Origin of the sequence: Nonomuraea sp. NPDC049625 (genome assembly GCF_040675285.1) — a bacterium.
Lineage (GTDB): Bacteria > Actinomycetota > Actinomycetes > Streptosporangiales > Streptosporangiaceae > Nonomuraea > Nonomuraea angiospora_A.
The window spans coordinates 56,123-68,438 of the sequence record NZ_JBFAOQ010000003.1 but is presented as its reverse complement, the minus strand read 5'-3'; the positions used below and the strand labels follow the sequence as shown (position 1 = coordinate 68,438).

General features: G+C 69.3%; 9 protein-coding genes, 2 tRNA genes and 1 riboswitch. Of the genes, 9 read left to right on the top strand and 2 right to left on the bottom strand.

Annotation, left to right across the window (positions count from 1 at the left end):
* Positions 1 to 3: 3 nt before the first annotated feature.
* The 9 genes from glmS (at position 4) to AB0J87_RS13805 (ending at position 10,115) form a co-directional block, all read left to right on the top strand.
* Positions 4 to 1,824, top strand: coding sequence for a glutamine--fructose-6-phosphate transaminase (isomerizing) (gene glmS / locus AB0J87_RS13845; RefSeq protein WP_350722052.1), 1,821 nt, complete (start codon positions 4 to 6; stop codon positions 1,822 to 1,824).
* Between the two features lie 58 nt (positions 1,825 to 1,882).
* Entirely contained in the window at positions 1,883 to 2,653 is a 771-nt protein-coding gene (locus tag AB0J87_RS13840) for an SAM-dependent methyltransferase (RefSeq protein WP_363965197.1), read from the top strand.
* A gap of 76 nt (positions 2,654 to 2,729) precedes the next feature.
* Positions 2,730 to 3,677 carry a tripartite tricarboxylate transporter substrate-binding protein gene (locus AB0J87_RS13835; RefSeq protein ID WP_363965196.1) on the top strand — a complete coding sequence of 316 codons (948 nt, stop codon included), beginning with the start codon at positions 2,730 to 2,732 and terminating at the stop codon, positions 3,675 to 3,677.
* 4 nt (positions 3,678 to 3,681) lie between these two features.
* A riboswitch (cobalamin riboswitch) is annotated at positions 3,682 to 3,877 on the top strand.
* A gap of 124 nt (positions 3,878 to 4,001) precedes the next feature.
* Positions 4,002 to 6,182, top strand: a complete 2,181-nt coding sequence (locus AB0J87_RS13830) for a ribonucleoside-diphosphate reductase subunit alpha (RefSeq protein WP_363965194.1) — start codon at positions 4,002 to 4,004, stop codon at positions 6,180 to 6,182.
* Between the two features lie 10 nt (positions 6,183 to 6,192).
* Positions 6,193 to 7,188: a ribonucleotide-diphosphate reductase subunit beta gene (locus AB0J87_RS13825; RefSeq protein WP_363965193.1), complete on the top strand. Its 996-nt coding sequence runs from the start codon at positions 6,193 to 6,195 to the stop codon at positions 7,186 to 7,188.
* Between the two features lie 56 nt (positions 7,189 to 7,244).
* On the top strand, positions 7,245 to 8,261 hold the full coding sequence (locus tag AB0J87_RS13820) for a mechanosensitive ion channel domain-containing protein (RefSeq protein ID WP_363965191.1): 1,017 nt from the start codon (positions 7,245 to 7,247) through the stop codon (positions 8,259 to 8,261).
* Positions 8,262 to 8,430: 169 nt separating this feature from the next.
* Positions 8,431 to 8,506, top strand: a tRNA-Pro gene (locus tag AB0J87_RS13815).
* Positions 8,507 to 8,622: 116 nt separating this feature from the next.
* Positions 8,623 to 8,696 (top strand) — tRNA-Leu (locus AB0J87_RS13810).
* Positions 8,697 to 8,855: 159 nt separating this feature from the next.
* On the top strand, positions 8,856 to 10,115 hold the full coding sequence (locus AB0J87_RS13805) for a hypothetical protein (RefSeq protein WP_363965189.1): 1,260 nt from the start codon (positions 8,856 to 8,858) through the stop codon (positions 10,113 to 10,115).
* A gap of 386 nt (positions 10,116 to 10,501) precedes the next feature.
* Here the strand turns inward: AB0J87_RS13805 and AB0J87_RS13800 are convergent, their stop codons facing one another.
* Together AB0J87_RS13800 and AB0J87_RS13795 are read right to left on the bottom strand one after the other, a co-directional pair.
* The gene (locus tag AB0J87_RS13800) at positions 10,502 to 11,854 is read right to left on the bottom strand and encodes a hypothetical protein (RefSeq protein WP_363965187.1); all 1,353 of its coding nucleotides are present in this window, start codon (positions 11,852 to 11,854) and stop codon (positions 10,502 to 10,504) included.
* Between the two features lie 253 nt (positions 11,855 to 12,107).
* Positions 12,108 to 12,305: a hypothetical protein gene (locus tag AB0J87_RS13795; protein WP_363965185.1), complete on the bottom strand. Its 198-nt coding sequence runs from the start codon at positions 12,303 to 12,305 to the stop codon at positions 12,108 to 12,110.
* Between the last annotated feature and the right edge of the window lie 11 nt (positions 12,306 to 12,316).

The following is a 12,316-nucleotide window of genomic DNA, read 5'->3' as shown; positions in this document are numbered from 1 at the left end:
TCGATGTGCGGAATCGTGGCCTATGTCGGCCCACGGGACGCGGCGCCCATCCTGCTGGAGGGCCTGCAGCGTCTGGAGTACCGGGGGTACGACTCGGCCGGGGTCGTGGTGTCCAACCGGGGGCTCAAGCTACGCAAGGTCAAGGGCCGCGTGGCGGACCTGGCCAAGGTCGTGCCGGCCAGGTTCAAGGGCACCCTGGGCATCGGGCACACCCGCTGGGCCACGCACGGCGTGCCGAGTGACGAGAACGCCCATCCCCACCTTTCCTCCGACGAGCGCATCGCGGTCGTGCACAACGGCATCATCGAGAACGCCGGCGAGCTGCGCGCGAAGCTGGAGGCCGACGGCGTGGTGTTCGCCTCCGAGACGGACACCGAGGTGCTCGCGCACCTGATCGCGCGCGCCGCCGACGAGAACGACTCCCTGGAGGAGGCGGTCAGGAAGACGCTCAAGAGCATCGTCGGCACGTACGGCATCGCGGTCATCGACCGCGAACGCCCCGGCGAGGTGGTCGTGGCGCGCAACGGCAGCCCGATCGTGCTGGGCATCGGCGAGAAGGAGATGTTCGCCGCGTCCGACGTGGCCGCGCTCGTCCGCTACACGCGCCAGGTCGTGCACCTGGAGGACGGCGAGCTGGCCGTGCTCAAGGCCGACGGCTTCCACACCTTCGCCAGCGACGCCCGCGAGACCGCCAAGGAGCCGCTGACCGTCGACTGGGACGCCGGCCACTACGACACCGGCGGCTACGAGCACTACCTGCTCAAGGAGATCTCCGAGCAGCCCGAGACGATCACCCGTACGATGAGCGGCCGGCTCGACGAGCGCTTCCACGTGGCCCACCTGGGCGGGCTCAACATGGACGCCCGCGAGACGCGGGGCTTCCGCCGGGTGAAGATCATCGGCTGCGGGTCCGCGTACTACTCGGGACAGATCGGGGCGCAGCTCATCGAGGAGCTGGCCCGCATCCCGTCCGACGCCGAGCCCGCCAGCGAGTTCCGCTACCGCAACCCGGTCGTCGACCCCGACACGCTCTACGTCGCCATCAGCCAGTCGGGCGAGACGTACGACACGCTCGCCGCCGTGCAGGAGCTCAAGCGCAAGGGCGGCCGCGTCATCGGCATCGTCAACGCGGTCGGCAGCGCCATCGCCCGCGAGGTGGACGGCGGCATCTACCTGCACGCGGGTCCCGAGGTCTCGGTGGCCTCGACCAAGGCGTTCACCTCGACGTCGCTGGCGTTCGCGCTGCTCGCGCTGCACCTGGGCCGGGTGCGCGACCTGTCGCCCGCCGACGGGCGGCGCATCGTCGACGGCCTGCGCAGGCTGCCGGGGCAGATCGAGGAGATCCTCACCCAGAGCGACAAGATCGCCGAGCTGGCGCAGAAGTACGCCAAGCACCCGAGCATGATGTTCGTGGGCCGCGTGCGCGGCTACCCGGTGGCCAGGGAGGGTGCGCAGAAGCTCAAGGAGATCTCGTACGTGCACGCCGAGGCGTACCCGGCCAGCGAGCTCAAGCACGGGCCGCTCGCGCTGATCGGCCCCGACATGCCGACGGTCGCCATCGTCCCCGACGACGAGCTGCTCGACAAGAACCTCACCACGCTGGGCGAGATCCGCGCGCGCGGCGGGCAGGTGCTCATGGTCGGTCACCGCGAGCCCGACGTCAAGCTGGCCGACGACGTGATCGTGATCCCCAAGAACGAGATCGAGCTGGACCCGATCCTGCTCACGATCCCGCTTCAGCTGCTCGCGTACTATGCCGCGGTGGCGCTCGGCCGGGATGTGGACAAGCCTCGCAATCTCGCCAAGAGCGTCACGGTTGAATAAACAGGCTAATTTGGCCTCAAACCTCGTTATCTTGCTGCGGACGACATAAATTCGATACGTGCGGCAGTTCGACGCTGAGAGGCCCAATCTCGCACGCATGTACGATTACATGCTCGGCGGGAAGGACAACTTCGCGGTCGACCGCCAGGCCATCGAGCAGCTCGCCGAGCTGATCCCGGAGGCGGTCCCGCTGGCCCGCGCAAACCGGGCCTTCCTCCAGCGTGCCGTGCGCTACGTGGCCGCCGCCGGGGTACGGCAGTTCCTCGACCTCGGCAGCGGGCTGCCGACCCAGGGCAGCGCGCACGAGGTGGCGCCCGAGGCCCGGGTCGTCTACGTCGATCGCGATCCGGTCGTCGCAGCACACGCCACGGCCCTGCTCGGACACTCGGGCAGGGCCGCGCTCGTCGAGGCGGACCTCCTGGATCCCGACGCGGTGCTGGCGGGAGCGGGCGGGTTCCTGGACCTGCGCCGGCCGGTCGGGGTGCTGCTCGTGTCGATCCTGCACTTCCTGCCGGATTCGGCGCGGCCGCAGCAGGCTCTGGCGACCCTGCGCGAGCGGCTGGCGCCGGGCAGCTACCTGGTGATCACCCACGCCACCTCGATGGGCCGTCTGGAGGACGGGCAGCGCTACCGGGGCGCCTCCTCGGACGATCCGAGCGGCGGCACCGACCGCACGCCCGCCGAGATCCGCGCCTTCTTCGGCGACTTCCCGCTGGAGCCGCCGGGCCTGGTACAGGCCGTCGACTGGCGTCCCGACCGGCCCAAGCTGGTGGGGGACTGGTCGCTGCCGTCGTCCCTGATGGCCGGGGTCGGCAAAAAGCCACTATGAGAGATATGTGTATCTCTGCGTATTGTGTCGATAACTTAGAGTGAGCGATGACTCGCGATGCTCGGGGGAGAGGCACATGCGCCGTCGGCGGTTCTTCGCATGGGGGCTGGGCCTGGCCGCGTGCGCGGCCGGCTGCGGGACGGAGCGCTTCGCCGGGAGCGCGGCGGGCCTGCGCGCCCGATACTCGATCGGCCCTCAGGGGCGCCGCTGGGAGCGCGTCGGGCAGGCGTTCGCCGGCGCGGCCCGGACGGCCGGATACGAGACCGGCGCGGGCACCAGGATCATGGTGAGCGGGCTGCCCGCGCTGGCCGCCGCCGAGCTGAACAACGGCCAGACCCTCCTCGACACCGCGACCCCCCTGTCCAGGCTCACCGGCGAGGTCGAGGTCGTGGTCGTGCCCGTCCACTCGCCGTTCGGGGACTTCGAGGCGTTCGGCGCCCACCTGCTCGCCAGTCCGGGCCAGACGCAGCTGGCGGGCGGGCCCCAGGGGGAGCCCGACCACCTGCTGTTCGGCCTGATCGCCAGGGGGCTCGGCGCCGACACCCGCCAGCTCGAGTACACCGGCTACCCCAGCAGCCAGGAGGCCGTCACCGCGCTGCTGTCCGGCAAGGCCGCGGCGGCCGCGGGCCCGCTGGCCGACTGGCGCGCGAGCATCAAGGCCGGCCAGGTCAAGGCGCTCGCGGTGTCCTCGGCCAGGCAGGTGCCCGGCCTCGACGCGCCGACGCTGCTGGAGTCCGGCGTACGGGTCGACTTCGTGGACTGGGCGGCGGCCTTCGGGCCCGAGCGCATGACGGATGAGAGCCGCGAATCGGCCATCCGCATGTGCGAGGACGTGACCGGATCGGCCGACTGGGAGGCGGCCTGCCGGTCCGCGGGCTGGATCTCGATCCCGCTCAGCGGCGCCGACTTCAAGCAGTGGCTGGGCTCCGAGGTCGAGCGCACCCGCGCCGTCCTGCGGGATCTCGGTCTGCTCGGCACCACCAAGGCCACAACATGCTGGGGTAGTTGCGGGAACGGCCACTAGATGTAGGATCCTGCTCGTCGCTGGTTCGCCTCTCCGGAGGCGGAGCAAAAGGGAACCCGGTGTGATTCCGGGGCTGCCCCGCAGCGGTGAGCGGGAACGACCGCCGTCAGGTGCACTGGAGCGATCTGGGAAGCGACGGCCATTAGGAGCGATGCGCGCGCCCGCGAGCCCGAAGACCTGCCAGCGGTGTGCCCGGGCCGCCCGCCCGGCACGAAGTGACCATGGCCTCGCGGGAGGGCCGGGGAGCGAAACGGCCGGGGGATGATCCGTGCCGCCGTGCTCTCGCGCGCCCTCACGGGGGACGAGCTCGCGAGGAGAGAGCACGTGACGCAGATCATCGAGGTCGATCGCCGCCTGGCCATCGAGGAGGCCGCCGCCCGGGTCATCACCGACCCGGCCAACTCCCGGGTCGCCGCCCGGCTCCTGGCCGAGGAGATCGCCGACGAGGCCGCCGCGCACGGGGTGCGGACGTTCTCCGAGTCCATCGCCGCCACCCACGCGGCCGGGCTGATCCAGGACGGGCTGGCGGAGTTCGTCGCCGCGCACGCCGCCGAGCTGGACGCGCTGGTCTCCGTGGCGGCGGACGACCGGTTCGAGTATTTCGGGTTGCGCACCGTCTATGACCGCTACCTGCTGCGCCACCCCGAGACGCGGGCGGTGCTGGAGCGCCCGCAGCACTTCTTCCTCCGCGTGGCCTGCGGGCTGTCGGAGTCGGTGGCGGAGGCCGCCGAGCTCTACGCGCTCATGTCCACGCTGTCGTACCTGCCCAGCTCGCCCACGCTGTTCAACTCGGGCGCGCGCCGCCCGCAGCTGTCGTCGTGCTTCCTGCTCGACTCGCCGCGCGACGAGCTGGAGGCGATCTACGACCGGTACGGGCAGGTGGCGCGGCTGTCGAAGTACGCCGGAGGCATCGGCATCGCCTGGACCCGGGTGCGCTCGCGCGGCTCCCTGATCCGGGGCACCAACGGCCACTCCAACGGCATCGTCCCGTGGCTGCGCACGCTCGACTCGTCCGTCGCGGCCGTCAACCAGGGCGGGCGGCGCAAGGGCGCGGCCTGCGTCTACCTGGAGACCTGGCACGCCGACATCGAGGAGTTCCTGGAGCTGCGCGACAACACCGGCGAGGACGCCCGCCGCACCCACAACCTGAACCTGGCGAACTGGGTGCCCGACGAGTTCATGCGCCGGGTGGAGGCGGACGAGGTCTGGTCGCTGTTCGACCCGAAGGAGGTGCCCGACCTCACCGACCTGTACGGTGACGCGTTCACGCGGGCGTACCGCGCGTACGAGGCCGCCGGGCGACATGTCCGGCAGATCCCGGCCAGGACCCTGTACGGCCGGATGATGCGCACGCTCGCCCAGACCGGGAACGGCTGGATGACCTTCAAGGACGCCGCCAACCGCACCTCCAACCAGACCGGCCGCCCCGGGAACGTCATCCACCTGTCGAACCTGTGCACCGAGATCCTGGAGGTCACCAGCGACGCCGAGACCGCGGTCTGCAACCTCGGCTCGATCAACCTGGCCGCCCACCTCCTGGCCGGTGACCTGGCCGGTGACCTGGACTGGGACCGGCTGCGCGGCACCGTGCGAACGGCCGTGCGCTTCCTGGACCGGACCATCGACCTGGGCTTCTACCCGACGCCCGAGGCCGAGGCGGCGAACAAGTGCTGGCGGCCCATCGGGCTCGGCGTCATGGGCCTGGCCGACGTGTTCTTCACGCTGCGGCTGCCGTTCGACTCGCCCGAGGCGCTGGAGCTGTCCACCAGGATCGCCGAGGAGATCGCGCTGGCCGCGTACGACACCTCGGCCGACCTGGCGGCCGAGCGCGGCCGGCACCCGTCGTACGCCGAGACGCGGGCGGCCGGGGGAGTGCTGCACCCGGACCACTACGTCACGAGCACGCGGCGCTGGGACGCCGTGCGGGAGAAGGTCGCCCGCACCGGCCTGCGCAACTCGCTCATGATCGCCGTCGCGCCCACCGCCACGATCGCCTCCATCGCCGGCTGCTACGAGTGCATCGAGCCGCAGGTGTCCAACGTGTTCAAGCGCGAGACGCTGTCGGGCGAGTTCCTCCAGGTCAACCGGTATCTGGTGGCCGATCTGCAGGCGCGCGGGCTGTGGACGCAGCAGCTGCGGGACGACATCAAGCGGGCCGACGGCTCGGTCCAGACGGTCCCCGGCATCCCCGACGACCTCAAGGTGCTCTACCGCACCGCCTGGGAGCTGCCGCAGAAGGCGCTGATCGACCTGGCCGCCGCGCGCCAGCCGTACATCGACCAGTCCCAGTCCCTGAACCTCTTCATGGCCAGCCCGACCATCGGCAAGCTCTCGTCGATGTACGCCTACGCCTGGAAGCGGGGCCTGAAGACCACGTACTACCTGCGCTCCCGGCCCGCCACCCGCATCGCCCAGACCACCGTCCAGGCGGCCCCCACGGAGGCCGCCGCAGAGGCGATCGCCTGCTCCCTGGAGAACCCCGAGACCTGCGAAGCCTGCCAGTAAGGAGACTGTTGTGCTGCTCGACCCAGGTATGGACCTCACGCTGCGGCCCATGCGCTACCCGGACTTCTACGAGCGCTACCGCGCGGCCATCCGCAACACGTGGACCGTCGAGGAGGTGGACCTTCACACCGACCTCGCCGACCTGGCCAGGATGACGCCGCAGGAGCGGCACCTGATCAACCGGCTGGTCGCGTTCTTCGCCACCGGCGACTCCATCGTGGCCAACAACCTCGTGCTCAACCTCTACCAGCACGTCAACGCGCCCGAGGCGCGCCTCTATCTCAGCAGGCAGCTGTTCGAGGAGGCCGTGCACGTCCAGTTCTATCTGACGCTGCTGGACACGTACCTGCCGGATCCCGCCGAAAGGGTGAAGGCCTTCGCCGCGATCGACCACATCCCCTCGATCCGCGACAAGGCGGAATTCTGCTTCAAGTGGATCGACTCGATCAACGAGCTGCAGCGCCTGGAGACGCGGGACGACCGCCGGCGTTTCCTGCTCAACCTCATCTGCTTCGCCGCCTGCATCGAGGGCCTGTTCTTCTACGGGGCCTTCGCGTACGTCTACTGGTTCCGCTCCCGGGGCCTGCTCGGCGGCCTGGCCACCGGGACGAACTGGGTCTTCCGCGACGAGTCCATGCACATGGAGTTCGCCTTCAGCGTGGTGGAGACCGTGCGGGCCGAGGAGCCCGACCTTTTCGACGATGAGCTGGGCAAACAGGTTACCCTCATGGTGGAGGAGGCCGTGGCCGCCGAGCTGGCCTTCGCCGAGGACCTCTGCGGGGACGGCATGCCCGGCATGGGGGTCGCACAGATGCGCCAATACCTGGAATACGTCGCCGACCAGCGGCTGGCCAGGCTGGGCCTGCCCACGAGGTACGGCTCGGCCAACCCCTTCGCGTTCATGGAGCTGCAGGACGTGCAGGAGCTGGCCAATTTCTTCGAACGGCGTGTCTCTGCGTATCAAGTGGCAGTTGAGGGCAATGTGACCTTTGACGAGACTTTCTAGACATTGGGGGCATAGGCGTGCAGTCTCCAGCAGGCTGGCCGATTCTCGTAATCTCGGTGATCGGCTCGATCCTCCTGGTTGAGCTGGTCCGGAGGGTGCTGAACAGGGCCGGACGCAAATGGGCGTTCCCCCGGCACCTGGTGGAGCACTGCACGTGGTCCGCCTTCACCGTGGCGGTCGTGGCGGCCTTCAACCTGGCGTTCGCGCCGGGGATGTTCGGCGCGAGCGCGGACGCGAAGGCCGTCGCGGCCACCGTCAACCGGGTGCTCGGCCTGGCCACCATCGCCGCCGTCACCTGGCTGATCGTGCAGGCCACGTACGCGCTGACGGACGTGGTGCTCGACCGGCTGGTGCTGGTCGAAGGGGAGCGCAACCGCCGGGCGCGGCGGATCATGACGCAGATCGGGCTGGTCCGCCGCATCGCCGCCGCGGTCATCGTCGTGATCGCGATCGGCGCGATGCTCTTCTCGTTCCCGCAGGTCCGCGCGCTCGGCGCGGGCATCCTGGCCTCGGCGGGCATCGCCGGCGCCATCGTCGGCATCGCCGCCCAGCCCACCATCGGCAACGCCCTCGCCGGCCTCCAACTGGCCTTCAGCGACGCGCTCCGGCTCGACGACGTGGTCGTCGTGGAGAACGAATGGGGCCGGATCGAGGAGCTGACCCTCACCTACGTCGTCGTGCGCCTGTGGGACGAGCGCCGCCTGGTCCTGCCGGTGTCGTACTTCACCCAGAACCCGTTCGAGAACTGGACCCGGCACGGCAGCCGCGTCCTCGCCGTCGTGTTCCTGCGCGTGGACTGGTCGGTGCCGGTGCCCAAACTCCGGGAGGCGCTGTACGAGTTCCTGCAGGGCAACCCGCTGTGGGACCAGAAGGACTGGACGCTCCAGGTCACCGACGTGCTGCCGAACGGCCTGGTGGAACTGCGCGCCCTGATGAGCGCCGCGGACTCGCCGTCCTCGTGGGACCTCAAGTGCGACGTACGCGAGTTCCTGGTCAACCACGTCAGGGACAACTACCCCGAGTCCCTGCCCCACTTCCGCGTGGAGACCCCGGAATCGCGCGCGCAGAAATAAATGTGTGGCAAGGCCGCCGATCATTCCTTTACCGTGGACATTGTCCAGCCGCACGAAAGAAAGGCAGCGAAGTGAGCTACCCCCGCCTGTGGCAAGGGCTTTCCGGATAACCGAGCCGATTATCGGAAAGCCGTCCCGGAGTGCACCGGGGCGGCTTATTTATTGACGACCGAGTGTGGGGCAGTTTGGTCAGCCCGCCTGCCTTGGGAGCAGGAGCACCGCAGGTTCGAATCCTGCCACTCGGACAGCGGCCCTGAAAGAAGAGGGCCGCGGGCCACGGCCTGACCGGCGGGATTGGCGCCCCCCGGCCGGACCCGGCCCCCGCCCCGGGCCGGCCCACGCCAGCCAAGCCCGGGGCCCAGCCGCTCTGGCCCAACTGGCAGAGGCGCCGTCTTCAGGAGGCGGAGGTTCAGGGTTCGAATCCCTGGAGCGGCACAGGTGACCTTTCGTGTCGTCTGCCGGGCCGCTGCTCCATGGAGGGGCGTGAGGATCCGCCTGTCTCCCCGCCGGAACGTGATTCCATCAGCGCCCACGGCTGCGTCGAAGGCGCCGAACCATGGCGTGCCGGGTTGCGTCGAACCACATGTGGGTCATGTGAGAAGCCGCGCACTCGCTCTTGCCATGGCCGTGGGGGCGGCGCTGCTCCTGGCCACTTACGGTGGTCAGGTGCCGGCCGCGCCGCCGTTCGACACGCCGTATGCCGCGGCTGCCACGATCGAGGACATCGCCGAGCGCCTGCGCCGCCACGTCGATGACAGGCACCTGCTCGACGGGCAGCGAGTCGCGACGTCGCCCGCCGTGCCTCTGATGCTGGCGTGCCAGGAGGAGAGCGGTCTGAGGCCGCCGATGGGCGTGCCCGCCTACAGTGCGGAGTTGAGGGTGGCCGAGTTGCCGAGGTCGCTGACATTGAGGCTCTGGGTCGTCCCGCCGGAGCGGTCGCGGCCGCTGGCGGATCTCGCGGGCCGCGCTGCGCGGCGGTGCGCGGACGAGAACGACAGCACCGTCACGCTGCCCTTCGACCGCGAGGGCTGGCGTGGGACGCAGCTCATGAACACGGCCGCGCGGAGTCCGGACATGGGGGACGTGTCGACCGAGGCCTACATCGTGGCCGCCCGCGGCCAGTTCCTGGCCGAGGCGTCGTGGTGGTGGCCCATCGAGCAGGGCGAGACCGAGGACTCGCACTGGGTGGGTCAGGGTGTCGCGGCGTCCGTGTCCGCGCTGACCGCCGTCGGAGGCCGCTGGGATGGCCCCATGCCCGTTCCGTCCCCGCGGCCGGGCCTGGGAGCGCTGGCCGCGGCCCTGCCACGGCCCTCGGCGTACGGGCCGGACGTCGCGCCCTGGACCGGCGAGGATGATCGGTCCGATCTGACATGCACGTACGACCTGTTCTACAAGAACCTGCCTGCTGCGGTTCCCGTGGCCGGCAGGGTCCTGACGGGACGGGTCACCGTGCGCGAGGAGGTCCTCGTCATGCCTGACGCGGCGGGTGCGGAGAGGGCGCGGCGGCTGCTGGTGACGCCGGAGGACGAGTTCAAGAACGACGTCACGGGCAAGGACGTCATCGCGCCCTGCGGGTACGAGGGTGAGGCCGAGCCGGTGCGGATCCCGTTCAAAGTGGAGCCCTTCGGACGGGGCGGTTGGATGGGTGAGATGGAGAGCCTCGCCGTGCGGCGTCCGGATTTGCCTCGTGAGCCGACGTACCAGGACTCTGTGGCGCACGTCGCGTTGATCGTCCGGCGCGGGGCCACCGTTGTGCGCCTGCTCTGGCAGGGTCCGGCGGGAGCCGACCTGGCCGGTGCCCTGCGCGAGGGCCGCGCCGCCCTCATCCGCACACTCGACGGCCTGCCCGGCTAGAACAGCTCGCTTGGCTATGTGCGCCAGGCAGACGCGGACGCCTCGACGAACAGCCCGCTGTCCCAAGGAAATCTACGTTGTAAAGGAAGTCGGGAGAGGTCCATCACGCTCTGCTCGGCCCGCAGGACCCAGCCGCGGCTGCCGCGCGGGGCGGCGATCAGCCCGTCGACGAGCACGAAGCACCGGGGCCGGGCTCTACGCTGAGGCGGCCACGGACACCTTGTGGTGGCGCGCTTCGGGCGCCACGCACCACCACCGTTCCGCTGCACAGATGACTCATAGGAAACAAATCCGCTCCGCCGGCCCAAGGCTGCGTTCCCGCAGGATCGACCGAACTGATCACCGAGATGCGCGCGGGCAACTCCTGGAAGGCGGCGGAGGATCGGCTATTTGATCCACACCTGGTAGTCGCGAGCCGAGTCGAAGCGCAGCGTCGGAGTGAATGTCGACTTGCCGCCGACCTTGCCGTAATGCACGCCGTAGGCAGTGCCGCCGTAGAACCACGGGCCTCCGGAGTCGCCTGGCTCGCTGACGTTCCGGTCCATCTGCACCATTCCCTCTATCCCGCCGACGTTGACGACGCTGTTGGCGACGCTGGCGCAGCTCCCGCCGCTCGTCTTTCCGAAGTGACAGATCCGTGTGCCCCGTCGTGGACGGCCACCTCGTTCGGTTGCATACCGGGTCTTGTTCCAGTTGTGGTAGAACGTGCGAGTCGGGGTCTTGCTACCGGTCGTGTAGTAGGCCAGGTCTCCGTATCGGCCTTCGTGTTTCCAAACTCGTTTGATGGTGGTGCTGCCGCCTGCTTGGCTGTGATTGCTGTACGCCTGGGTCGCGCCACCGCTCCCGCGTGCGCAGTGGCCGGCGGTGCCTTGGCGCTTGGTGTTACTGGATTTGTACTTCAGGTTGAAACCGGCGGTGCACCCCGAATACAACCCGCCACCGCGAATGTATTTGTCCTCAGGGGCGGTCACCTCATCCATGAGCGATACCGCCAGGCCGACACCCGGGATCTGTGGCTGCGGAGGCGTGACCTGCTCGATGGCGGAAGCGTCTCTCGCGATCGAGGGCTGCAGCTGCACCCCGACGCCGATGGTCGCGGTCTCGATGTCGTACCAGGTGGCCACGCCGGCGACCTCGGGCTTGGCCGCTACCTGATCGCGCGCCGTCAGGCTCGCCTGTTCCAGGTCGGCCTCCGTGAATCCGCGTCCGCCCTGCAGTTTCACTTCCACCGGCAGTTTTCTGGCCAGCGCGACGGCCCCCTCGGGGACTTCGCCTTTGAACGCGAACCATGCGCTCTTGCCATCCTGGCTGCGGGCCGCGCCGGAGAACTCGGTCCCGTAGCTCGCCTCGATCTCGTCCGCGACGTCGTTGAACGCACCCTGCCAGCCGTGCGCTGCGACGGCCTCCTCGAAGCTGATCCCGTCCTGGGTGGCGATGAGCCGCAGGTCCTCCAGCTCACCCGCCGTCAAGTCGTCGACATTGACCTCCGGCGTATCCGCGGGCCCGTCGGGTTCGAGTTCGCTGGTAAGGCTCATGCGGGCACCAGAGAGATATGCGTCTAAGGCAGCCTCCAGGGGCACACCGCGCTGCGTCGCGTCGGCCTTGATCGCGTCCAGCGTGGGACGCGCGATCTGCGTCTGCTGATCGGCGGCGAGGACGATCACATCGGACTCGGGCTCGGGCTGCGCCGCCGCAGGAGTAGCGACCAGCAATCCCCCTATCAGGGCAGTAGGTGCCACGAAGATCAGGCTGCGGCGCCGGAGAGCACGAAACTTTCGGGACGTCTGACTCGCGCGAGACGCCCCTTCTGGAGGGGGATTCATGAGAGAACGATCATGGATGTTTGAGGGATAAGTCAATAGATGTGATATCTGATGCAACGCCTAATACATCTCGTATGGCGGCTCTTTTGGTTGTGCGCCAGATCGCGTGCCGGAAGGCCGGCGCGGGAGTGGTCGTCTTCGATGGCGGTCGGCCTGCCCCGCTCGTCGATCACCCAGATGTCCAGCTCGGTGTGGTCGCCTGCCAGGTCTCGTTCGGCTTGGTGGCCTCACGCCGGTACCCCGACTCGAAGGACTTCCGATACTTCGTGGTGTCCTCCACGCCGAGGGTGACCAGCGCAGGGCCGAGGTCGGCGACGATGCCCCGCACCGTCCAGTGGCCCGGCACCGGCCGGCCGGGGCCGGCCACCGCTGCAGTGT